Annotated in this window: 16 protein-coding genes; 10 read left to right on the top strand and 6 right to left on the bottom strand. The window is 71.5% G+C overall.

What is annotated here, in order from left to right; translation table 11 throughout:
* Positions 1 to 8: 8 nt before the first annotated feature.
* Positions 9 to 899 (top strand): endolytic transglycosylase MltG, encoded by an 891-nt coding sequence (mltG, locus tag ACH499_RS17085; protein ID WP_399016549.1) that lies wholly within the window; start codon positions 9 to 11, stop codon positions 897 to 899.
* A 12-nt stretch (positions 900 to 911) separates the two neighbouring features.
* On the opposite strand, the gene ACH499_RS17080 is transcribed toward mltG, so the two are convergent.
* Positions 912 to 1991: an NAD(P)-binding domain-containing protein gene (locus ACH499_RS17080; protein ID WP_399016547.1), complete on the bottom strand. Its 1080-nt coding sequence runs from the start codon at positions 1989 to 1991 to the stop codon at positions 912 to 914.
* Positions 1992 to 2090: 99 nt separating this feature from the next.
* Here ACH499_RS17080 and ACH499_RS17075 point away from each other — a divergent pair, with 99 nt between their 5' ends.
* The 4 genes from ACH499_RS17075 to ACH499_RS17060 all read left to right on the top strand — a co-directional run bounded on the left by ACH499_RS17075 (position 2091) and on the right by ACH499_RS17060 (position 8517).
* The gene (locus tag ACH499_RS17075) at positions 2091 to 2513 is read left to right on the top strand and encodes a secondary thiamine-phosphate synthase enzyme YjbQ (RefSeq protein ID WP_356202745.1); all 423 of its coding nucleotides are present in this window, start codon (positions 2091 to 2093) and stop codon (positions 2511 to 2513) included.
* Between the two features lie 522 nt (positions 2514 to 3035).
* Positions 3036 to 5099, top strand: coding sequence for a discoidin domain-containing protein (locus ACH499_RS17070; RefSeq protein ID WP_399016545.1), 2064 nt, complete (start codon positions 3036 to 3038; stop codon positions 5097 to 5099).
* Positions 5100 to 5188: 89 nt separating this feature from the next.
* Positions 5189 to 7249: an alpha-galactosidase gene (locus tag ACH499_RS17065; protein ID WP_399016543.1), complete on the top strand. Its 2061-nt coding sequence runs from the start codon at positions 5189 to 5191 to the stop codon at positions 7247 to 7249.
* Complete coding sequence (locus tag ACH499_RS17060) at positions 7246 to 8517, top strand: MFS transporter (protein ID WP_399016541.1); 1272 nt, start codon at positions 7246 to 7248, stop codon at positions 8515 to 8517. The genes ACH499_RS17065 and ACH499_RS17060 overlap by 4 nt, the downstream gene beginning before the upstream one ends.
* Positions 8518 to 8713: 196 nt before the next feature.
* Here the strand turns inward: ACH499_RS17060 and ACH499_RS17055 are convergent, their stop codons facing one another.
* The gene (locus tag ACH499_RS17055; RefSeq protein ID WP_399016539.1) at positions 8714 to 9337 is read right to left on the bottom strand and encodes a TetR/AcrR family transcriptional regulator; all 624 of its coding nucleotides are present in this window, start codon (positions 9335 to 9337) and stop codon (positions 8714 to 8716) included.
* A 61-nt stretch (positions 9338 to 9398) separates the two neighbouring features.
* Here ACH499_RS17055 and ACH499_RS17050 point away from each other — a divergent pair, with 61 nt between their 5' ends.
* The 5 genes from ACH499_RS17050 to ACH499_RS17030 all read left to right on the top strand — a co-directional run bounded on the left by ACH499_RS17050 (position 9399) and on the right by ACH499_RS17030 (position 18895).
* Positions 9399 to 10733, top strand: a complete 1335-nt coding sequence (locus tag ACH499_RS17050) for a GH1 family beta-glucosidase (protein ID WP_399016537.1) — start codon at positions 9399 to 9401, stop codon at positions 10731 to 10733.
* Positions 10734 to 11050: 317 nt separating this feature from the next.
* Positions 11051 to 14350: a DUF4132 domain-containing protein gene (locus ACH499_RS17045; protein WP_399016535.1), complete on the top strand. Its 3300-nt coding sequence runs from the start codon at positions 11051 to 11053 to the stop codon at positions 14348 to 14350.
* A 416-nt stretch (positions 14351 to 14766) separates the two neighbouring features.
* Positions 14767 to 15639 (top strand): trypsin-like serine protease, encoded by an 873-nt coding sequence (locus ACH499_RS17040; RefSeq protein WP_399016532.1) that lies wholly within the window; start codon positions 14767 to 14769, stop codon positions 15637 to 15639.
* A 429-nt stretch (positions 15640 to 16068) separates the two neighbouring features.
* On the top strand, positions 16069 to 17340 hold the full coding sequence (locus ACH499_RS17035) for an alpha-L-fucosidase (protein WP_399016530.1): 1272 nt from the start codon (positions 16069 to 16071) through the stop codon (positions 17338 to 17340).
* A gap of 316 nt (positions 17341 to 17656) precedes the next feature.
* Complete coding sequence (locus ACH499_RS17030) at positions 17657 to 18895, top strand: DUF4241 domain-containing protein (RefSeq protein WP_399016528.1); 1239 nt, start codon at positions 17657 to 17659, stop codon at positions 18893 to 18895.
* Between the two features lie 55 nt (positions 18896 to 18950).
* Here the strand turns inward: ACH499_RS17030 and ACH499_RS17025 are convergent, their stop codons facing one another.
* The 4 genes from ACH499_RS17025 to ACH499_RS17010 form a co-directional block, all read right to left on the bottom strand.
* Positions 18951 to 20876, bottom strand: a complete 1926-nt coding sequence (locus tag ACH499_RS17025; protein ID WP_399016526.1) for an SMI1/KNR4 family protein — start codon at positions 20874 to 20876, stop codon at positions 18951 to 18953.
* A gap of 96 nt (positions 20877 to 20972) precedes the next feature.
* On the bottom strand, positions 20973 to 22472 hold the full coding sequence (locus tag ACH499_RS17020) for a tripartite tricarboxylate transporter permease (protein ID WP_356202728.1): 1500 nt from the start codon (positions 22470 to 22472) through the stop codon (positions 20973 to 20975).
* Between the two features lies 1 nt (position 22473).
* Positions 22474 to 23013 carry a tripartite tricarboxylate transporter TctB family protein gene (locus ACH499_RS17015; protein ID WP_356202726.1) on the bottom strand — a complete coding sequence of 180 codons (540 nt, stop codon included), beginning with the start codon at positions 23011 to 23013 and terminating at the stop codon, positions 22474 to 22476.
* Positions 23010 to 23996: a tripartite tricarboxylate transporter substrate binding protein gene (locus ACH499_RS17010; protein WP_356202894.1), complete on the bottom strand. Its 987-nt coding sequence runs from the start codon at positions 23994 to 23996 to the stop codon at positions 23010 to 23012. Before ACH499_RS17010 ends, ACH499_RS17015 begins: the two co-directional genes overlap by 4 nt.
* Between the last annotated feature and the right edge of the window lie 265 nt (positions 23997 to 24261).

Here is a 24261-nt window from a genome sequence, read left to right as displayed (position 1 = left end):
GTGCCCGCATGCACATGAACACTCCGTCACGGGCGAGGATCCCGAGAAGCCCCAGACCCCCCAGAGGCGCGGTGCGCCTCACCCGCCGGGGTCGCGTCGCACTGATCGCCGCCGGAGCGGTCGTGGCCGGCACCGCCGTGGCGGTGCCGCTGCTGATGACGGACGACGAGGGCGAATCCCGGCCCACGTCCTTGGTGATCCCGGAGGGCTGGCGCGCGGCACAGGTCTACGAGGCGGTCGACAAGACCCTCGCCCTGCCCGCGGGCACCACCAAGAAGTCCCTGGCCAGGGCCGAGCTGAAACTGCCGAACGACGCCGAGGGCAACCCCGAGGGCTATCTCTACCCGGCGACCTATCCGCTCGGAGAGCAGCCGACCCCGGAGAAGCTTCTGGCGGCCATGGTCGAGACGGCGAACAGGAAGTTCCACGGCGCCCCGGTCGCCGCCGGCGCCCAGCGCAACGCGCTGAACGTCTACCAGGCGGTCACCATCGCCAGCATCGTCCAGGCGGAGGCCGCGACCAAGGACGACATGGGCAAGGTGGCCCGGGTGATCTTCAACCGCATGGAGCGGGGGATGCCGCTGCAGATGGACTCCACCATCAACTACGCCCTGGGCCGTTCCACCCTCGCGACGACCACCGAGGACACCCGGATCGAGAGCCCCTACAACTCGTACCAGCGGATGGGGCTGCCGCCCACGCCCATCGACAATCCGGGCGACGACGCGTTGCGGGCCGCGATCGCCCCGACGCCGGGCGACTGGCTGTACTTCGTCACCGTCAAGCCGGGCGACACCCGCTTCACGGCCGACTACGCCGAGCACCAGCGCAATGTGGCCGAGTTCAACCGCAACCGGCAGAGCGCCTCGGCGGCGGCGGCCAAGGCCGCGGCGGGGTGACCCGGCGGGGCGTCACGCGGCGGCCGGCTCCGCCTCGGCCAGCAGCCGCCTGATGTCCCGTACGGCCGCGCGCCCGGCCCGGTTGGCGCCGATGGTGCTGGCCGACGGCCCGTAGCCGACGAGATGGATCCGCGGGTCGGCGACCGCGCGTGTCCCCTCGACGCGGATGCCGCCGCCCGGCTCGCGCAGCCGCAGCGGCCTCAGATGGTCGATGGCGGCCCGGAACCCGGTGGCCCACAGAATGACGTCGGCGGCCACCCGCCGGCCGTCGCTCCACTCGACCCCGTCGGGGACGACCCGGTCGAACACGGGCCGCCGGTCCAGCACGCCGGACGCGAGGCCCTCCCGGATCGCGTCGTTGAGCGGCAGCCCGGTCACCGACACCACGCTCTTCGGCGGCAGCCCCTGGCGCACCCGCTCCTCCACGAGCGCCACGGCGGCGCGGCCGGCGTCCTCGTCGAAGGGCCCCTCGCGGAACACGGGGGGCCGCCTGGTCACCCACGTGGTGGAGGCGGCGTACGGGGCGATCTCCAGCAGGTGCTGCGTACCCGAGGCGCCCCCGCCCACCACGACCACGCGCTGCCCGGCGAACTCCTCGGGCCCGGCGTACTGCGCGGTGTGCAACTGGCGTCCGCGGAAGGTCTCCTGACCCGGGTAGCGGGGCCAGAAGGGGCGGTCCCAGGTGCCGGTCGCGTTGATCAGCGCCCGCGCCGACCAGGTGCCGTCCGAGGTCTCCACGAGCAGCCGCCCGTCGCCCCCCTCGCGCACGGCGCGCACATCGACGGGGCGTCGTACCCGCAGGTCGAACGTGCGCTCGTACGCGGCGAAGTACTCGGAGACGACCGCGGAGGACGGCCGCCCCGGATCGGCGCCGGTCAGCTCCATGCCGGGCAGGGCGTGCATGCCGTGCACCTTGCCGTACGTCAGCGACGGCCAGCGGTACTGCCAGGCGCCGCCGGGGCCGGGGGAGTGGTCGAGCACCACGAAGTCGCGCTCGGGCTCGAACCCGGTGCGCCGCAGGTGGTAGGCCCCGGCAAGCCCCGCCTGACCGGCACCGATGACGACGACCTCGACCTCGCGTGTGTTGTTCACATTTCTACCAACGGTGCGTACGCTCCCGATCTTCCCGACGGCCGGAGTCCCGGCCCGGGGCTCCCACCGGTCACGCGCCGGGTGCGTCAGGATGGGGCCATGCCAGATGCCTTCACCACCCGCGTCATCAACCTCGCCACCGGCTCCGCGGAGCGCGTCGCCGACATCACCGGCGAGTGCGAGTCCTTCCTGCGCGAGGCGGCGGCCGGCCGCGACGGCCTCCTCAGCGTCTTCGTCCCGCACGCCACCGCGGGAATCGCGATCATCGAGACCGGCGCGGGCAGCGACGACGACCTGCTCGCCGCCCTGCACACCCTGCTTCCGGCCGACGACCGCTGGCAGCACCGCCACGGCAGCCCCGGCCACGGCCGCGACCACGTCCTGCCCGCCTTCGTCCCCCCGCACGCCACCCTGCCGGTGATCGGCGGCCGCCTGGAACTCGGCACCTGGCAGTCGGTGTGCCTCGTGGACACGAACAGGGACAACCCGAGGCGGCAGGTGCGGCTGAGCTTCCTCGGCTAGGGATTCGCTTCGGTGGGACCGTATCGGTGAGGTCCGGCCGCGCCGAACGACCGTGCCGGGCCAGGACTCTGCGTGGTCGGGTGGCGGACAGAGCCTTCCTGCGAGCGCCCTGAAAGTTCATCCACCAAGCGGTCAAGGGTGACCTCCTCATGGGGCGCGCCGCCGAGGGCGGTCATGGCAGGGGCCGGAACCGGGTCCCAGGCCGCGCCGACAGCCGGCACGCCTCTCGCCCCGCACGCGTACGCCGGCCTCGCACCGGCCCCGTCCGTGCTGGTGGCCGCCACCCCCGAACAAGTGCCTCACACCCGAAGGCTCGTTTCCTCGCCCAGAGGCTGATCACCCTGGCCCGACGGGGCGCCCCGGCTGACTTTCCGGCGTGTTCGCCGCCCGCGCCTTCTCGGGCATGAGGGCCCCCGGTGGAGCGATCTTCGACAGCCCCCCGTCAGGGGGTTGGCGTTGCGAGCTCGCGTCTCTAACGTAAGAGCGAAACATGAGCCCTGCTCACATTTAAGGATCCATGCGATGACCATGGTTCAACCTCAGCGCCGCAGACTCGGATCTCTCACGGTGGCGTCACTGCTCCTCGCCGTGATGGCCCTCGTACTCGCCCCGCTGCCCAGCTCCGCGGCGGGGACCGACTGGTGGTCCCCGACCGCGCGGCCCATGCCCGACGCGCAGATCAACGTCACGGGCGAGCCCTTCAAGGGCACCGACTCCCAGGGGCGCGTCAGGGGCTTCGTCGACGCCCACGACCACATCATGTCCAACGAGGGCTTCGGCGGCCGGCTGATCTGCGGCAAGCCGTTCTCGGAGCAGGGCGTTGCCGACGCGCTCAAGGACTGCCCCGAGCACTACCCCGACGGCTCGCTCGCCATCTTCGACTTCGTCACCAAGGGCGACGGCAAGCACGACCCGGTCGGCTGGCCCACGTTCAAGGACTGGCCCGCCCACGACTCGCTGACCCACCAGCAGAACTACTACGCCTGGATCGAGCGGGCATGGCGCGGCGGCCAGCGGGTGCTGGTCAACGACCTGGTCACCAACGGCGTGATCTGCTCGGTCTACTTCTTCAAGGACCGCAGCTGCGACGAGATGACCGCCATTCGTCTCGAGGCGAAGAAGACGTACGACATGCAGGCCTTCGTCGACAAGATGTACGGCGGCCCGGGCAAGGGCTGGTTCCGGATCGTCACGGACAGCGCGCAGGCCCGAGAGGTCGTCGAGCAGGGCAAGTTGGCCGTCGTCCTTGGCGTCGAGACCTCGGAGCCGTTCGGCTGCAAGCAGATCCTGGACGTCGCGCAGTGCAGCGAGGCGGACATCGACCGGGGCCTGGACGAGCTGAAGGAACTGGGCGTCAGCAGCATGTTCCTGTGCCACAAGTTCGACAACGCCCTGTGCGGGGTGCGCTACGACTCCGGCGCGCTCGGCACGGCCATCAACGTGGGCCAGTTCCTGTCGACCGGCACGTTCTGGAAGACGGAGAACTGCCGTGGCCCGCAGCACGACAACCCCATCGGCAACGCGGCGGCACCGGAGGCGGAGAAGCAGCTCCCGAAGGGCGTGGCCGTCCCCTCGTACGCCTCGGGTGCGCAGTGCAACACCCGCGGGCTGACCGACCTGGGTGCGTACGCGGTGCGCGGCATGATGAAACGCCACATGATGCTGGAACTCGACCACATGAGCGTCAAGGCCGCGGATCAAGCCTTCGACATCCTCGAGTCCGAGTCGTACCCGGGCGCCATCTCCTCGCACAGCTGGATGGACCTGGGCTGGACCGAACGCCTCTACAAGCTCGGCGGCTTCGCCGCCCAGTACATGAGCGGCTCCGAGGCGTTCAGCGCGGAGGCCGGGCGCACGGAGGCGCTGCGCGCGAAGTACAAGGTCGGCTACGGCTACGGGACCGACATGAACGGTGTCGGAGGCTGGCCGGCGCCACGGGGCGCGGACACCCCGAACCCGGTGAAGTACCCCTTCCGCAGCACGGACGGCGGCTCCGTGATCGACAAGCAGACCACCGGCGAACGCACGTGGGACTTCAACACCGACGGCGGTGCGCACTACGGCATGGTCCCGGACTGGATCGAGGACATCCGGATCGTCGGAGGCCAGGGGATCGTCGACGACCTCTTCTCAGGAGCCGAGTCCTACCTGCGCACCTGGGCGAACACCGAGAAGTACGAGACCGGGACGAACCTCGCCGCGGGCGCGGCCGCCACGGCGTCCTCGTCGGAGTGGTGGAACCCGGTCGTCAGCTTCAGGCCCGGCAAGGCGGTGGACGGCGACACGGGCACCCGCTGGGCCAGCGAGTGGAACAACGACCAGTGGCTGCGGATCGACCTCGGATCCGCGAAGCCGGTCAAGCGCGTCACCCTCGACTGGGAGCGGGCGTACGCGAAGTCGTACCGCGTCGAGCTGTCGGAAGACGGCACGAACTGGAGAACGGTGTGGTCAACAGCCTCCGGTGACGGCGGTCTGGACACGGCACGTTTCCCCGGAACTCAGGCGCGCCACGTACGCGTCAAGGGGCTGGAGCGCGGCACCCAGTGGGGCTACTCACTCCGTGAGGTCGGCGTCTACGCCGACTGAGGCACGGGGCCGGCCGGATCGGCTCACCTGATCCGGCCCGCCCCGGTGGATGAGTACGACATGCGCCCGACTCACCTTCGAGGATTCGAGTGATCACTCACGACCCCGCAGCCCGCCTCTGGCTTCTGAGCACTCCCGGCACCTCCTACACCTTCCGGCTGGACGCCGACGACGTCCCCCGGCACGTGCACTGGGGCCGGCCGCTGACCCTGGAGCAGGCCGTCGTCATCGCGGCCGACCTGCCCGAAGGGGACCCGGGCGGCGACGACCCCGGGGGCGAGGAGTACGTCGTCGAGGGCGGCCTGCGCTTCGGGGCGCCGTCGCTGACCGTCCGGTTCGACGACGGTGTCCGCGGCTTCGAGTGGCGGTTCGTCTCGCACACGGCCGACGACGGCCGGCTCACGCTCTCCTTCACCGATCGGGTCCGCTCCCTCGCGCTCGACCTGAACTACCGGATCCGGGAAGGCCATGACCAGATCGAGCGCTGGGCCGTCCTCACCGCGGACGAGCCGGTGGACGTCCTGCGGTTCGACTCCGCCGCCTGGACGCTTCCCGCTCGCGACGACTACCGGGTCAGTCATGTGGTGGGGGAGTGGGGCCGGGAGTTCCAGCTCCAGCGCGACCGGGTGCCCGTCGGGGAGACCGTGTTCACCAGCCGCCTCGGCATCACGGGACAGCACGCCGGACCCTGGCTGATGCTCGACGCGCGGGACGCCGCCGAGGAGCACGGCGAGGTCTGGAGCGCGGCCCTGGCCTGGAGCGGCAGCCGCCGGATCACCCTGCGCCGCGACCCCTACGGCCGCGCCTCGTGGACCGGCGGGTTCGGACACGAGGGGCTGGTCTGGAAGCTGGGCGTCGGCGAGCGTCTGGAGACCCCGGTCTTCACCGGGCTGTATGCCCCCGACGGCTTCGGCGGCACCAGCCGCCGCTGGCACGCCTACGTCGAACGCGAGGTGCTTCCCACTCGTCCTGCCGAACGCCCGCTGATCTTCAATTCCTGGGAGGCGACCGGGTTCGACATAGGCGAGAGGCAGCAGACGGAGCTGGCCGAGCTGGCCGCGGGTCTCGGCGTCGAGGTCTTCGTCGTGGACGACGCCTGGTTCGGCACCCGCACCAGCGACATGGCCGGGCTGGGCGACTGGTGGCCCAATCCCGACCGCTTCCCGAACGGTCTGGGCCCGCTCGCCGACCACGTCCGCGCGCTGGGCATGGGCTTCGGCCTGTGGGTGGAGCCCGAGGCGGTCAACCCCGACAGCGACCTCTTCCGTGCGCACCCCGACTGGATCCTCTGCCAGGACGGCCGTACCCGCACGCAGCGTCGCAACCAGCACGTGCTGAACTTCGCCCGCCGCGACGTCCGCGAATGGGCGGTCGAATGGCTGGTCAGGACCGTCACCGAGCTGGACGTGGTCTTCCTCAAATGGGACATGAACCGGCCCTTCAGCGAGGCGGGGCAGCCAGGGGCCGCCGACTCCGACCGGGTCTGGATCGAGCACACGCGCGGGGTCTACGAGGTGATGGACCGGCTGCGCGCCGCCCGTCCCGGCCTGTACCTGGAGTCGTGCGCGGGCGGTGGCGGCCGGGCCGACCTGGGCGTGCTGGCCCGCGCCGACCAGATCTGGACGTCGGACAACACCGACGCCGCCGACCGGGTCGCCATCCAGCGCGGCCACGGCCAGATGCTGCCCGCCCGGACCATGGGTGCCTGGGTCACCGACAGCCCGCACAGCTTCACCGCCCGCCCGACCTCGATCCTTTACCGCTTCCATGTCTCGATGGCGGGGGCGATGGGCATCGGCGGCAACCTGCGGGACTGGAGCAAGGAGGATCTGGCCTGGGCCCGGATGCTGGTCGGGCAGTACAAGCGGATCCGGCCCGTGGTGCACGGCGGCGTCCAGTACCGCCTGGAGCACGACGCCGTGCAATACCTCACCGAGGACGAGGTCGTCGTCTTCCGGTTCCAGCCGTCCGCGTTGACCCGCTCGGTCGCCCGCACCCGGCTGAAGGGACTCGACCCCGATTCCCGCTACCGGGACGAGGCCACCGGCGCGGTCCACGAGGGCGCCGTCCTGCTCAGCCACGGTCTCCCGCCGCTGCTGACCTTCGACTGGACGAGCGAGCTCCTCCACCTCAGGAGAGTGCCCCGATGAGCCCCGCCCTCGAGCGCGCCGGGAGCCCAGAGGCTCTCGCCGAGCCCGTCCGCAAGGTCGGCTCCGGCTGGGTCGCCCTGTACGTCCTGGCCAATGTCGGGATGTTCATCCCGATGCAGGCGCCGACCACGTTCCTGATACCCGAGCAGATCGCCCGGATCGACCCGGCGGGAAAGGTCGGCAGCTACGCCTGGGTCAGCATGATGGGAGCGATCTCGGGAATCGTCCTCGCGCCACTGGCCGGCGCCCTCAGCGACCGCACCACCAGCCGGTTCGGCCGCCGTCGGCCGTGGCTGATCCTCGGCTCGCTGGCCTGCATGGCAGCACTGGTCTGCATCGGGATCCAGACGACGGTCGCCGGTGTCGCGATCGGCTCTCTCGTGCTGTCCGCGGCCTTCATGATCATCGGTGCCGGACTCTCCCCGGTGGTGCCCGACCAGGTCCCGGTCGAGCAGCGCGGTGTGGTGCTGGGCTGGGCCATGGTTCCGCAGGCCGGCGGCATGATCGCGGGCGGCCTGCTGCTCGGGCTGGTCGCGGGCTTCTCCGCGCAGTACATGATGATGGCCGCGTTGCTGCTGCTGGTGTTGCTGTTCGCGACCACCATGAAGGACCCGCCCCTTCCCCTCCGCCACCGTGAGCCGTTCTCGCTGCGTACCTTCCTGGACGGTTACCGGATCAGCCCGCGCGAGCACCCCGACTTCGTCTGGGCGATGAGCTCCCGGTTCATCATGGGGCTGGGCTACGGAATGGGCACGCTCTACATGCCCTACTTCCTGGACGACGTACTGCACTACGAGCGGTTGTTTCCCGGCCGGTCCACCCGGGACGGCCTGCTCATCGTGATCGGCGTCAACTGCCTGGCCACGATCTCGACGGTCGTACTCACCGGCTGGCTCTCCGACAGGCTGGGCAAGCGCCGCATGCTCGTCTTCCTCGGCGGTGTCACGATGGCCGTCGCCGCGGTCCCGCTCGCACTGTCGCCCACGTGGGCCATGACGCTGGTCGCGGCCGTCATCCTTGGCCTGGGCTACGGTGTCTACCTGGCCGTCGACACCGCCCTGGTCACCGAGGTGCTCCCTTCCTCGGCGGACCGCGGCAAGGACATGGCCCTGGCCAACCTGATGACTTCCCTGCCGTACGTTCTGGTTCCGCCGATCGCCTCGGCTGTGCTCGGCAGTCTGGGGGGCTACCGCTCACTGTTCCTCTGCTCCGCGGCCATGTCCGCTCTGGGCGCGGTATTGGTCTGGAAGGTCAAAGGCGTTCGTTAGCGCTCAGGAGGGTGACGGTGTCCTCCGGCAGCACGTCGGTGACGGAGGCGCCGGTGCTTTCCGTGGAGGCCAAGGGCTGGACGTTGTCGGGGCAGATCCAGGGCATGGCTCGACGTGAGCAGCGACAGCGTCCGAGCGGCTCCAGCCGTTCGCGCCGTCGGCCGCGAAGCACGCCTCGACTAAAGCTGGTTGCCGGTCACCGGAGCCGGCCGTTCAGGTAGCTGTTGAGGACGTGTTTGCACTCGGCGATCAGTTGGGGGTCGCCCTGCGGATCGGTACGGAAGGCCAGTTTCAGCACGCTGTCCGCGCACTCCAGAGCCACCCGCACAGCGATCTCGAGGTCGGCGTCGTCCTGGACACCGGTCAGGGAGGCGGTCAGTGAGCGCAGCCGTCCGGCGACCGCGGCGTTGTTGTCCAGGAGCGGCTCCAGGATGTGGTCCTGTCCCGCCGCGCCGAAGTCGACCACACCGAAACCGGTGATCGTCCGGCGCATGGCGACGAACTCGTCGACGGTCACATCCACCATGCCCGAGATGCCGTCGGGCGCCTCGCGCTCCAAACGGGCCGCGACACACCCCAGGAACGCCTCCAGATTGCGGGCGGCGAGCGCGCTGATCAGCCCCTCCCTGTCGGAGAAGAACTGGTAGAGGGTGCCGATGGGCACCCCGGCTCTGCGTGCCACCTCTTTGGTGGTCAGTGCGGCATAGCCGACCTCGTCCAGGAGTTCGGCGCAGGCGTCCAGCAGCCGTTCGAAGCGTTCGGCGCTGCGCTTCTGGACCGGCAGCCGGCGAAGGGTCCCTGCAGTGCGGTCTTGATTCACGCTTCCATCATCCCACCGAACGGGCTAACGTGAGCCTTGCTCATGTTTCAGGAGGTTGGACGTGACACTGGACCATCTGCCCGCGAACTTCATCTGGGGCGCCTCGACGGCGTCGTATCAGATCGAGGGCGCCACCGAGGAGGACGGTCGCGGACCGTCGGTATGGGACACCTTCACCTCCCGCCCCGGCGTGATCCGCGACGGGCACACCGGTGACGTGGCCTGCGACCACTACCACCGGTACGAGGAGGACCTCGCGCTGATGGCTGAGCTGGGCCTCACCGGCTACCGATTCTCCATCGCCTGGCCCCGGATCCAGCCGACCGGCAAGGGCGAGGTCAACCTCCAGGGCCGGGACTTCTATGACCGGCTGGTCGACGGTCTGCTCGCACGCGGCATCGAACCTGTCCCGACCCTGTTCCACTGGGACATCCCCCAGGGCCTCGAGGACGACGGCGGCTGGCTGAACCGCGACACCGCGCACCGCTTCGCCGAGTACGCCGCCGTCATGGCCGACAGTCTGGGCGACCGCGTCCAGAAGTGGATCACCCTCAACGAGCCGTTCATCCACATGGTCTGGGGCTATGGCCTCGGCACCCACGCACCGGGCCGCACCCTGTTCCTGGACTGCCTGCCGGTCGCCCATCACCAGATGCTCGGCCATGGCCTGGCGCTGAGGGAGCTGCGGGCACGCGGCCTCCAGGTGATGATCGCCAACAACTGCACCCCGGTCTGGCCCGCCTCGGACGCCGCCGCCGACCGCGCCGCGGCGCGAGCCTATGACAACCTGCACAACTGCCTGTTCAACGACCCGATCCTCACGGGCGCCTACCCCGACCTGTCGGCCTTCGGAGCGGACGCCACCCTCGGCGGCTCCGTCCGGGACGGCGATCTCGAACTGATCTCGGCCCCCCTGGACGCGCTCGGCATCAACTACTACAACCCCACCCGGATCCAGGCGCCGGTGTCCGACGGGCTGCCGTTCGAAGAGGCCCCCATCGAGGGCTACCGTCGCACCGCCTTCGACTGGCCCGTCGTCCCCGACGGTCTACGGGAACTGCTCGTCGGCCTCAAGGAGCGATACCCGGCACTCCCGCCGGTGTACATCACGGAGAACGGCTGCTCGGTCGAGGACGTCGTCGACGCGGACGGCACCGTCCTCGACCTCGACCGCATCGACTACCTCGACACCCACCTCCGGGCCGTCGACGCGGCCGTGGCCCACGGCGTGGACGTGCGCGGCTACTTCACCTGGACCCTGATGGACAACTTCGAATGGGCCGAGGGCTTCCACCAGCGCTTCGGTCTCGTCCACGTCGACCACGACACCCAGGTCCGCACCCCGAAGGCGTCTTTCGCGTGGTACCGCGACCTCATCCGCGCTCAGCGCGGTTGAGCCGCCCGACGAGCGCACGCGGATTCCGTACGCGCGAGCCAGAACGGCCGTCCCGGCCACGGGGTTGGCAGCCGTGCTGCTCGCCGCCACCCCGGGCATCGCTGCGGCGGGAGAGAACCTTCCTCCGCTTCGGCCGAGCACCGACACCCTCACCGTCGAATGGACCAAGACCTGCTCCGACGAGCCCGTCTACTGCGATGCGGAGGTGCCGCCGCCCGGGCGCGCACGGGCCCGACCGTTGTCAGTGCCGAGGTCTAGCGTGATCGGTAACTGCTCATGAGGTCCCCGTGCAACGGGTGACGGGGAGGAACAGCGCCATGCACCAGGAAATCGCCGACGAGGACCGGTTCGAGATGCCCGCCGCCTGGCTGCGGGCCCTGCCCGTGCTCCGGGCCGGCGCGAAGCCGGCCGAGGACGCGGTGGAGAAGGCCGCTCGCCGCTACGCGCAGGAGGCGGCCTGGTTCGAGGAGATGTTCTCCTCCTCCGGCAGCGACCCGGAGCTGGTGAAGGAGGGCCGGGCCCACCGGGAGGGCAGTCCCTCCCCGCTCGGAGCCGCCGTGGAGATCGCCGTTGGCTGGCACTGCACGATGGTGGACGTGCTCGTCGACGCCTGCGTGACCGAACACGGCCTGCCGTTCGCCGCCCGTGCCGTCGTGGAGCTGGGATGCGTCAATCCCCATTACATGCAGGCAGGTTCCCGACGGTACGACGCGGCGCTGCGGAGAGCGACCGGCTACCAGACCCACTACGTGTGGGAGACCGCCGCCCGTGTCCGGGACCTGCTCGCGGCGGTCGACGAGGAGACCCGACGGCGGACCGTCGAGGCCCTCGCCGGCCTCCGGGACAGCACCGAGCGCCGCATCGTGGTCTCCTACCTGGTACCCGAGGAGCATGCCTGGGTCGACGAATGCTGCGACGGCCCGATACCGAACGACTCCGTCCTGCGGCGCATGCTCCTGCTCTCCCTGTACCGGCCGGAGCAGATCGCCCGCATCGGCGAAGGAGCACGACTCGGCTGGAACGGCTGGAACCTCCAACTGCTCGCCACCCTCGCGAACCGGCTCGGTCCCGCCGTCGGGTCCCTGCTGGAGGACGCGTTCGACCGAGCCTACGGATCCGACGGACACCGGGAGGTCGCGGGCTGGGCCGCCGAACTGCCCACCGACGACGCCTTCCGCCTGCTGCTGAAGAAGGGCGGCGACCGCAATGTGCGCCCCGCCCTGCTCGACGCCATGAACCGCTACCCGCGGCGGGCCCTGCGGCTGCTCTCCGCCGCCGCGGCGGGCGACAGCGAACAGGCGTCCCTCTCCCGGATGCTGCTGCCCCTGCACGTGGTGACCCACCTGGAGCTCACGACGGAGATGTTGCCCTCCCTGCCCGAGGCGTCCGCAGCCGTCGTCGCCCCGCTGCTGGAGCGGGGCGAACGGGACGCGGAAGCACCTGCGGAGGCGCTCCCCGCCTTGCTGGTCGCCCCGCCGTGGACCCGGAAGCGCACCAGCCGCAAGGCCCGCGTGGCCCGCGACCTCCCCGGGGCGCCGCAGGCCGAGGTGGCCTGGAAGCCCGGGGAGCAGGAGGCCTGGGCGGCCACCGTCGTCGCCGAAACCCCCTGGTGGCGCGAGCACGACTGGTCCCGCGAGATCCAGCAGATGCAGCAGGGGACGTGGCGGGGCAACATCCACGCCGCCCGCCTCTTCGTCACCGGCCCCGAGGACGTCGTACGCCCACTGCTCGACGCCTTCGCCCCCGAGCACGTCTGGGACACCGAGAGCCACCTCAGGCCCGTCGCCGCCCGCCACGGCCTGCACGCCCTGCCGATGCTGAGCCGACTCGCCGCTCGCTACCCGGCCACCGCCTGCGGCCTGCTGCTGCCGTACCGCAGCGTCGAGGTGGCCCGGCAGATGGCCGAGTGGCTGGTGCGCCGCCAGTCGCTGAGGCCCACGGTTCTCGCCTGGCTCCGCCGCCACGGCCGGGCCGCGGCCGCCCTCCTCGTTCCCGACGCCGTCGGCCCGGCGGGCACGCCCCGCACCCACGCCGAACACGCCCTGCGGCAACTCGCCGTAGAGCTGGGCGCCGAGGCCGTGCGGGAGATCGCCGCCGGCTGCGGCGCCGAGGCCGAGGTGATCGTCGCCGACCTCCTCGCCGGCGATCCGCTGGAGGCCGCCCTCCCGGCGAAAATGCCTTCCCCCTGCACCTGGGCCGACCCCGCCCTGTTCCCGCAGATCCGGCTCACCGGCGGCCGCGGCGCCCTGCCCGCCGACGCCGTCCGCCACGTGACGACCATGCTGCAGATCTCCAAGCCCGGTGACGTCTACCCCGGCGTCGCCACCGTCACCGAGCACTGCGACGCCGACTCCCTCGCCGAGTTCGCCTGGGCCCTCTTCACGACGTGGCGGTTCCACGGCATGCCGGCCAAGGACAGCTGGGCCCTCCACGCCCTCGGCCTCCTCGGCGACGACGAGACCGTCCGCCGTCTCACCCCCCTCGTGCGTGCCTGGCCCGGTGAGAACGCCCACCACCGGGCGGTCGAGGGCCTCACCGTCCTCGCTGCGATCGGCACCGACACCGCCCTGCGTCATCTGCACGGCATCTCCCAGCGTGTGCCGTTCAAGGCCCTCAAGAAGCGAGCCCGGGAGAAGATCGACGAGGTCGCCGAAGGAATCGGCCTCACCACCGACCAGCTCGCCGACCGGCTGGTCCCCGACCTCGGCCTCGCCGACGACGGCAGCACCGTCATCGACTACGGCCCGCGCCGCTTCACCGTCACCTTCGACGAACAGCTCCGCCCCTGTGTCCGCGACGAGACCGGCAAGCTCCGCAAGGCCCTGCCGGCCCCGGGCGTCAAGGACGACCCGGAACTCGCCCCCGCCGAGCGCAAGCGGTTCGCCGCCCTCAAGAAGGAGGTCCGAACCATTGCCTCCGACCAGCTGCGCCGCCTGGAGTCCGCCATGATCACCGGCCGCTCCTGGACCGCCGCCGAGTTCCGCGAACTGCTCGTCGAACACCCCCTTCTGCGCCACTTGGTGCGCCGTCTGGTCTGGCTCGGTGACGGTGACGGCATGGTGACCGCGTTCCGTGTCGCCGAGGACCTCACCCTCGCCGACGTCCACGACGACGCATGGACCCTCCCCGCCGACGCCACCGTGCGCCTCGCCCACCCCCTCCGTCTGGGAGACGAACTCGAGGCCTGGGCCGACCTCTTCGCCGACTACGAGATCCTCCAGCCCTTCCCGCAGCTCGGGCGCCCCGTGCACGCCTTCACCGACGAGGAGGCCACCGGCCACCGGCTGACCCGCTTCGAGGGCGTCACCGTCCCCGTCGGCAAACTCCTCGGCCTCACCAAGCGCGGCTGGGAACGCGGCACGCCCCAGGACAACGGCGTGGAACGCTGGTTCTCCCGCCCGATCGCCCGCGACCGCCATCTCGTCATCGCCCTCGACGGCGGCATCGCCGTCGGCATGGTCGACGAGTTCCCCGACCAGACCCTCGAGACGATATGGATCGACACCACCCCCGGCGACTACTGGCGCAACCACACGTACCCGCACCGTCTCGGCGAGATCGACCCCGTCGTCGCCTCCGAGATTCTCGCCGACCTGACCCACATCACCGCCGAGTGAGCCCCGCCGTGACCACAGTGAGCGACCCGCACCCGCCCCGCATGCGGCGCCCGCCCGCTCGTCCCGTGTCCGGCGGGGGAAGCGACTCCTGGCACCCGGAACGCCCTGCACTCCACGCGCGAGCGCGCCTTCGGCGGCGGCATCGATCCACCGCTGCCCAGCTCGGCCGCCGGGCCGGCCTCCGAACCGCGCGCCGCGGACTGCTGGTGTTGCGGGGCTGGTGGACAGTGCCCTCGACGGCCGGCCGGAGTGGCGCTCACGCCATCTCCTGCGCACTGTCCGGCCGGAGAGGCCGGATCGGCCTGCCGATCCGGGTGGACCCGCGGACTGTCTTGCCGTAGACGATCACAAGCGCTTCAATGCCCCCACCCTCCACAGAAGGAACACCCGATTCATACCCAGCGAAGGGCTTCTCCTTGACCGCCATACGTGCCACCGCCGTCACCGCGGCCGCCTGCGCCACCGTGCTCGCCATCGCGTCGCCCTCGTCCGCGATCAATTCCTACAACGCGACCCCCGCCCCCGAGCGCACCGAGGTCGGCGCCCTCGTGGCCACCTGGGACGACGACGGTGACCCGGCCACCCCGGACCGCGTCGACTGGGTCTGTTCGGGCACGATGATCGACGCGGACACATTCCTGACGGCCGCTCACTGCACCACCGACTGGCCGGACAACGTACGATTCCACGTCTCTCTCGACCAGGACGTCCAGGCCGGCCTGGACGCCGCCGCGAAGAAGTACCCCGGTGACCCCGCCGCCCAGGCGAGAGCCGTCGCCGTCCAGGGCACGGCCCACAGCCATCCCGACTACCCGGGACCCGCCGCCGACACGCACGACATCTCGGTCGTCGAACTCCCCGCCGCGCAGATGAAGTCACGCTGGTCCTTCACCCCGGCCGCGTTGCCGACCGCCAACCAGCTCGCCGCACTCGGCTCGAAGAAGCTCAACTCCACCGACTGGGTCGTCGCCGGATACGGCACCCAGGAGGCAGTGAAGGGACCGGGTGGCCACACTCACCCGGGTGGCGGTGTCAGGATGAAGGCGCCGGTGAGCTTCGACTCCCTCAACGACGCCTGGGTGCGCCTCGCCATGACGGCGCCGCAGGGCAACGGAGGTGCCTGCTACGGCGATTCGGGCGGACCCAACTTCGCCGTCATCGGCGGCAAGCGCGTCCTCGCGGCGACGACCATCACCGGCGACGGCCCGTGCTACGCCACCAATGTCACCTACCGGCTGGACACTCCGGGAGCGCGCGCCTTCCTGTCGCCGTTCGTGCAACTGCCGTAACCCTCGAAGCGCACGGGGCCGGTGGGCCGGTGGCGTGCCGCGCTGCCGCCCACCAGCCCACGATCGACGGTCAGTCCCCGGCTGACGCCCCAGGCACCAGCGGGGTCGCACAGGAACTGGCACAGCTTGCTTCTTGGCACACCGAGGGCCACCTGACGGACGAGGAGTCCTCCCAAGCCAACGCACGCCTTCTTCGCCCCGACGCATGGACGGCCTCACCGGCATCGGGCCCGAAGCCGCGCCCACCGAGGTCGTCGCCGTGCAGCAAGAGGCTGAGAGGTAGCCACGCTCTGAAGGCGATCCCGCCAGGTGCGTGCGAAGTCCATCGGAGTGAGCCCCCGCGGGCGCACGGAACCCGGGACACCTGTGCGGCCGCCGGCCGGGCTCGTCGGCACGATGTCTTCCCCAAGATCTGCGAGGAACGGTTCCATGACCATGCAGCCCTGGTTCACCGAGGCCAAACTGGGCGTCTTCGTGCACTACGGCATCTACGCGGTCGAGGGAGTGCCCGAATCCTGGGCCTTCTTCGACTCCGTCATGCCGCACGAGCAGTACATGCGCCAGCTCGACGGCTTCACCGCCTCCGCCTTCGACGCCGGCGCCTGGGCACGGCTCTTTGCCCGCGCCGGTGCCGGCTACGCCGTCCTGACGGCTCGCCACCACGACGGAGTGTCCTTGTGGGACACGGGGTTCGGTGATCTCAGCGTGGTCCGCCGTACACCCGCGGGCCGCGACCTGGTCGCCGAATACGTGAACGCGATGCGCGAAGAGGGTCTGAAGGCCGGCCTCTACTACTCGCACTCCGACTGGAGCCATCCCGACTACGCCACCGTGCGGCACCCCCGGCCGCCGCACCCCGAGCTGGTCGACAGCCCCTACGTCTCCCCGGCCCCGGGGGCCGAGGACTCGCGCGCCTGGAACCGCTACCTCGACTACCGGGACGGGCAGGTGCGGGAACTGCTGACCCGATTCAGGCCGGACCTGCTCTGGTTCGACGGTGAGTGGGAACGCTCCGCGGAACAGTGGCGGATGTCCGAACTGGCCCGGACGATCCGCGACCTGTCGCCGGACACGGTGTGCAACGCCCGCCTGCTCGGCCACGGGGACTACGCCACCCCCGAGCAAGGACTGCCCATGTCCGCGCCGGTCACCGCCTGGGAGCTGTGCCTGACCGTGAACGACTCCTGGGGGTACCGGCCGCAGGACGGCAACCACAAGACGGTGGGACAGCTTGTGCGGTACTTCGCAGAGACGATCGGCATGGGAGGCAACCTGCTGCTCGGCGTCGGCCCGCGAGCGGACGGCACCATCCCGGTGGAGCAGGCCCGGCGGCTCGAAGGGCTCGGCGACTGGATTCGGCGCCACTCCGCGGCCGTCCACGGCAGCGTCGCCGGACTGCCGCCGGGGCACCACTACGGCCCGAGTACCTTGTCCCCGGACCGCCGCACGCTGTACCTGGCCTGCTTCGATCCGCCGAGCGAGACGGTCTCCGTGCGCGGACTGCGCAACGCGGTACGCCGGGTCAGTGTGCTGGGGACCGGGACCGAACTCGCCCACCGGGTCACCGGCGGCCTGCACGACGTCCCCGGCGTGCTGTGGATGGACGCGCCCCCGCAGGCCGACATCGCCCCGCACTGCACCGTCCTCGCCGTAGAACTCGACGGAGAACTGGAGCTCTACACCGGTCGTGGCCGCGACTGAGTGAGGAAAGAGCGGCGGGTGCGACGGTGACGACGGCAGCAACCGCCGCTTCACGCCGGGCTGCGAGTGAAGTTCCTGGGTAAGCCAGGTGGGTGGCCCGAACGACAACGGAGCGACGTCGTCGGTCGTCTTCCGGACGGCCCGGACCGTGGTGATCTAGTGCAAGCGCTGTGCGCCGACCGGAACGATCGCAAGCCGTGAGCTGCTGCGCGACCTGCTGGGAGCACGCGTGCCGCCGCACGGGCGGGCCGGGGCCGGTGTCAGAGGGGACCGCTACGGTGCCCTTCATCGGATCGACCGGGACGGGGGGCCGCACGTGGCCGTCGGGGATGTTTCGTACGCGGAGGGCTGGGACGCGGGCGCCCGCGTCGAGTTCGGGCTGTTGACACCCGAGGAGGCGACGGCACGCGACCGCGACGGCGAGCCGTACGTGGTGGTCCTCCGCGAGGCCGGCCGCGCGGTGCCGACCGAGGTCCACCTCGTCGCCTGGCGCGACTCCTACGTCGGGCAGTGGGTCTACGACGAATGGGGGCGCCGGACCCGTGAGGTGGACCTGCGGCTCCTCGAACCCGACCGGCTGTTCCTGCGGCAGTACGTGGAGCGGCGGTACGCCTCCCCGGAGCAGCCCGACCGCGCGCCCGACGCCTGGCGGATGACGCTGGATCTGTACCCGGGCGGAAAGGGAGGCAAGATCCTCGAGGAGCGCGGAGAGGGCGGCGGTTCGTATCACACGGTCGCCGACGTGCCGGAGGGGAGGCGCTGGTATCCGCGGTCGCGTTTCGGCGTGCGGGCGCACCGTGCGCGGGGGGCCGCGCCCGCTCCCGCCGACGTACCGACGGCGAACGGCATGGCCGGCGAGATGCCCGCGGCCCGCGGGGACGTGTGGAGGCCGCCCCGCCCGGGTCGTCCGGGACTGGACCTGGACGCGCTGTTCCGGCCCGGCGAGCGGTTCGTTTCCGACCACATCGGCGAGCTGACCGTCGACCGGGTCCGGCACATCGCGACCCTCCGGGTCCCGAGCGGCAGGCTCGTCGTCGCGGACGGCATGGAACCCGACGACCCGAGAGAGCTCACCGAGCGCATACCCCCCGGTGAGTACCCCCTGGAGACCACCGTGCTCGTCGGGGAGTACGAGTTCATGGGCGAGCGGGTCGCCGCCGTCGAAGAACCCGTCGTGCGCCTGGTCGTCCGCGACGAACCGGTGGTCAGTTGGGAGATGGGGCTCAGCGCGGACGACGACCCACGGCTGCTCCTCGACGGGCACGCCTACGGTTTCGGCACCGACGGCGCGACCGGCTGCTTCTCGGACGCCGCCGCCTGGCCGGTGCTGTCCGAGAGGTTCCTGAGCTACTTCAGGGACCAGGCGGAGGGAGTGGCCGAGTGCCTGTCCGACGGCTGCGTGCGGGTCACCGACGACGACAGCGGCAGCGACCTCGTCTCCTTCTGCACGGAAGGCGACGGGACCTGGCCGGTCTGGCTGGGGCGCTCCGCCGACGGCGAGCCGGCCGTCGTCGCGGTGATCACGGCGTGGTCGCAGGACCTGCGCGCCGTCTGACGGACCCACCGGGCCCGTCGGCCTCCCCGCCCGGCCCGGCGGGGAGGCCGCGCCCTCACCCGGTGGTGTGCGGCCTCGGCCGCGTGCGTGGTCCGACGCGGACCGTGGCGTAGGCGTACGCCTCGCCCCGCCGCGGTGCGCGGTTCCAGGAGCGGGTGGTCAGTTCGGGCAGGATGCCCTCGGCCAGGGCGAGCCGGGGGAGGGCGAGGCCGAACTCGGCCTCCACGGCGGCCAGCAGGCGCTGTTCGTGCGCCTCCTCGCCGACGCCGTCGAGGAGCCGTTCCGGATCGAGCGTCCCGGGGACCGGCCCTGAGCGCGTGACGTCGGTGCCGCGCAGCGTGAAGGCGTACAGCTCCTCGCCGTGCCGGGCGACCGACAGGTGGAACACCGACAGGCCGCCGGTCCGTGCCCTGCGTGCCCACAGCACCACCGCGCGTCCGTCGCGCGAGGCGGCCGCGGCCGGGGAGACGAAGAAGGTTCCGACGGGCGACATGCGCGGAGCCATGTCGAAGCCGAACGCCCACCCGGTGCCCGTCCGGCCCACGGACAGCACGGCCCGGTCCTCCCACGGCGCCGCTTCGTCCCGCGGCCGGGGACCGCGGTGGGTCCACGGGTCCCGGCGGCCGGGCGGAGCGGTCAGTCCCGCGCTCCCGTCCTCCCCGATCAGGGACGGCAGCGCCTGCGGCTCCACGCCCTCGGCCCACAGGCACCGGTAGGAGTCGTACGGCGCGTTGAACCGGGGCGTGTCCGTCAGCCAGCACAGCCCGGGCGGATCCAGGTCCGGCACCGGTTCCGGCAGGGCGCCCGGCCGGCCCGCTCGCGGCGTGGCCAGCAATTCCCTGCCGCGCTCCGGCGTCACCACGGGCCCCAGTACGGGATCCGCGAGCAGCCCGAGAGGTGCCAGCAGATCCGGTCCCGGTGGCGACCACGACGGCAGCGCGGCGCGGATCACCCGCCAGGCCCCGTCCGTGTCCCCCCACCGGGCCGCCTCCCGTGCCTCGTCCACCGCCCGCCCGAAGGCCCCGCTCGGCTCGTAGCGGTAGGAGCGGTCGCGCACCCGGGCGAAGACCGCGTCGGCGGCGGCCCGCACGGCCTCGCCGGTCTCGGCACCCAGTGCCGGCCGGTCGGGGAAGTCACCGTGGCGGTGCTGCGCCAGGTGGGCGGCGGCCGTCGCCGGCACCAGATCGTCCGTATAGCGCGGATCGGCCACGAGGTCACCGAAGCCGAGCCCGCCGCCCCTGTGCGACAGCGTCTCGATCTGCCGCAGCAGGCCGTGCGCGGACGGCCGTCCGTAGCGCCGCGCCTCGGCCAGCAGCTCGCGGGCGGTCTCCCACCGTCCGCCCAGCGCTTCCCGCCGCGCGCGCTCGACGTCGGCGTCCAGGGCGCGCGTGGTGTCGTTCACGAAGCCGGGGATGCCCGCGCGGTCCGCGTGGAATTCCCGGTAGGTCTCCTCCATGTAGGTGCGGAACGACGGGTACCGCTCCGGGAGCTCGCCGCTCCACCCCTGGTACAGGTACAGCGCCCACTCGCCGTCCTCGTCGGTGTCGCCCGGGTCCAGCAGGGCGTGCGACATGTCCGAGTCTGTCTCCAGCCGCAGGGCCCGGTCCCACATGCCGGCCAGCAGCACCTCCTGCTCGGTCGACCGGTCGGTCAGCGCCCGCCGGCAGATCTCGCCCATGCCGGACGGATCCCCGAACCAGTCGATCTCGTGAACCGCGCCCAACTGGTATATGGACACCGGAGCGCCGACCCGCCAGCCGTTGCTGGCCTTGAGGAAGTTTCGGTAGGACGGAGGCAGCCGGGTGCCCAGGCGCTCCTCCGCCGCGACGATCTCCTCCTCCGTCGCGGGCGGTGCGGCGAGCGCGAGATCGGAGAGGGTGAGGCCGCCCGCCTCCAGGTCCTCCGCCTCGTCCGTGTCCGGGATCCACTCGTCCTGCCAACGCCGCAGGAACTGTTGCCAGTTGAGGCCGCTCTCGATCATGGGCCCATTGTGGTACCGGCCACTGACAGCGGGCCGGGGACGCCGTGCCACCCGGCGTCCCCGGCCTCGCCCGACCCCGCCTCCAGGGGGGCGTGGTCAGGCCTCGGCACGCTCCCGCCCGCGCACCACCGCCCGCCTCAGCAGCGGCCACGCCAGCAGCAGCACGATCACCGCGTACACCGTCACCGCGAACGGCGTGTTCACCAGGCCCGTGACGCTGCCGTCGCTGATCTGGAGGGCGCGGCGCAACTGCTGCTCGGCGTTGGGGCCGAGGATGACGCCGAGCACGGCGGGAAGGACCGGCAGACCGTAGCGGCGCATGCCGAAGCCGACCAGGCCGATGGCCAGCAGGATCACCAGGTCGACGACCTCGCCGCCGACGGCGTACGCGCCGACCGCCGCGAAGAACATGATGCCCGCGTACAGGTAGGGCCGCGGGATGCGCAGCAGCTTGGCCCACAGCGGGGCCAGCGGCAGGTTGAGCGCGAGGAGCAGCACCATGCCGACGAACAGGGAGGCGATCAGGCCCCACACCAGCTCGGGTTCGCGCTCGAACAGCAGGGGACCCGGCTGGATGCCGTACTGCTGGAAGGCGGCCAGCATGACCGCGGCGACCGCGGTGGTCGGCAGGCCGAGCGTCAGCATGGACACCAGCGTGCCCGCCGCCGAGGCGGAGGCCGCCGACTCCGGGCCGGCCACGCCCTCGATGGCGCCCTTGCCCCACTCGTCCTTGTGCTTGGACAGCCGCTTCTCCGTCACGTAGGACAGGAAGGTGGGGATCTCGGCGCCGCCCGCCGGGATCGCGCCGAACGGGAACCCGATGAACGGGCCGCGCAGCCACGACTTCCAGGTCCGCCGGACATCCCCGCGCCCCAGCCACGGGCGTCCCACCGGGATCGGCTCGGCCGCCCCGCGCCGCAGATGGGCCGCGACCCACAGCGCCTCGCCGATGGCGAAGAGGCCGACCGCGACGATCACCACGTCGATGCCGTCGGCGAGTTGCAGCGAACCGAAGGTCAGACGCTGCTGGCCGGTCATCTGGTCCAGGCCCACCAGCCCGATCGTCAGGCCGATCAGCAGCGAGGCCAGACCCCTGATCCGCGACGAGCCCAGCACCGACGTCACGGCGATGAACGCCAGCACCATGATGGCGAAGTAGTCCGGCGCGCCGATGTCCACCGCCAGGTCGGCCACCGTCGGCGCCAGCGCCACCAGCAGGACGGTGCCGATCATGCCGCCGGCGAAGTGACCGATGGCGGCGGCCGCCAGCGCCTGCGCGCCGCGCCCCGCCTTGGCCATGGGGTTGCCCTCCATCGCCGCGACCACGGCCGCGCTCTCGCCGGGGGTGTTGAGCAGGATGGAGGTCGTCGAACCGCCGAACATGGCGCCGTAGTAGATGCCCGCGAACATGATGAACGCGGCGACCGGGTCCAGTCCGTACGTCACCGGGAGCAGCAGGGCGACCGCCATCGCCGGGCCGATGCCGGGCAGCACGCCGATGGCCGTGCCCAGCAGGACGCCGAGGGCGGCCCAGAGCAGGTTGAGCGGGGTGAGGGCCGTGCCGAAGCCGTCCAGGAGGGAGTTCAGGGCGTTCATGTCACAGCACTCCCATCAGCGGACCGCCGGGCAGCGGCACTCCGAGAAGCTTGTCGAAGACGACGTAGGTGATCAGGGACAGCACCGCGGCGATCAGCGGATCGCGGTCCACGCGGCGGCTGCCGAGGGCGAAGGCCGCGCCCCAGAACAGCAGTGCCCCCGCGACGGGGAAGCCGGCCGGCTCGATCAGCACGGCCGCGCCGAGGAAGATCCCGGCGAGCAGCAGTACGGTGCGCCAGTCGGCCGGCTCGGACAGGTCGACGTCCTCGCCGCCCTCCGCCTGGCCCCGGCCACCCCGCAGGACGTCCACGGCGAGCAGCGCGGCGATCACCAGCAGGCCCGCGCCGACCACGACCGGAACCGTCTTCGGGCCGACCGGCCCGCGCTGGGTGATGTCGACGTCCATGGTCAGCGCGTCGGTCAGGACCAGCACGCCGAGCGCCAGCAGCAGCACGCACACACCGAGTTCGGAGTGGTCGCGCAGCCAGGAACGCCGCCCGGCGGCCGGCTCGGCGGGCGTCTCGGTCCGCGTCGTCGTCACAGTCCCAGCTCCTTCAGCACCGACACCACGCGCTTGTCCTGGGCGTCCAGGAACGCGCCGAACTCCTCGCCCGTCAGGAAGGCGTCGTCCCAGCCGTTCTGCTCCATGGAGGTGCGCCACTCGGGGGAGTCGTGCAGCTTCTCGGCCAGGCGGATCAGCTTGTCGCGCTCCGCGTCGGACAGGCCGGGCGGGGCCACGATGCCGCGCCAGTTGGTGAAGTCCACGTCGTAGCCGGACTCCTTGAGCGTCGGCGCGTCCTTCAGGTCGTCGACGCGCTCCGGGCCGGTCACCGCGAGCACTCTCAGTTCGCCCGCCCTGATCTGGTCCAGGTACTCGCCGACGCCGGAGACGCCGAAGCCGACCTTGTTGCCGAGGATCGAGGCGAGCAGCTCGCCGCCGCCGTCGAAGGGGATGTAGTTGACCGACTTCGGGGAGATCCCGGCGGCCTTCGCCATCAGCATCGGCGCGAGGTGGTCGGGCCCGCCGGGCGACGAACCGCCGCCGACGGGGATCTTGCCCGGGTCCTTCTTCCAGGCGGTGATCAGCTCGTCGATCGTCCGGTACGGGGAGTCCTTGGCGACCACGACCACGTCCTGCTCCTCGGTGAGCCGCGCGATCGGCGTGGTGTCGGCGAGGGTCTTGGGCGCGTGGTTGGAGCGGACGGCCCCCACGACACCGAGCCCCATGGACATGGCGAGCTTGCCGTTGCCGTGCTCGCTCACCAGCCGGCTGAGGCCGACGGTGCCTCCGGCGCCGGGCAGGTTGAACACCTCGATGTTGTGCGTGAGGCCGGCGTCCTCGGCGTTCTTCGCCGCGGTGCGGGCGGTGATGTCGTAGCCACCGCCGGGCGTGTTGGGGACCATGAAGCGCAGGCCGGGGATCTGCGTGCCGGTCTCGGACTCGCTGCCCGTGGAGAGCAGCGGGGGACCGGCGAGGACGAGCACGGCGGCCCCGAGCAGAGCAAGGGGGGTGCGCAGGCGCACGAATGCCACCACCTGTCGGTTGGGTAGAGCGGTACGGGGACCCTGTGGGGAGGGTGAGGTGGGCCACATGGTGCCCGCGCCCCGGTGGCGTGTCTTCCTTGCGGAACCAAGGGAGGTTGTGGTCTTTGCGGTCACGGCGCGGACGGCACCGGCCGGTCACGCCGCGCGGCACGCCCGCGCGCCGCAGGTGAGCGGCCGACGCCCCGTCAGTACATCGCATCCGCGTCGCCGGTTCATTGCGAAGACGGCACATCCCTTTCCTTCA

It is taken from the genome of Streptomyces sp. NPDC018947 (genome assembly GCF_044390505.1).
Classification (GTDB): Bacteria; Actinomycetota; Actinomycetes; order Streptomycetales; family Streptomycetaceae; genus Streptomyces.
This window is presented reverse-complemented; position numbering and strand designations above follow the sequence as displayed.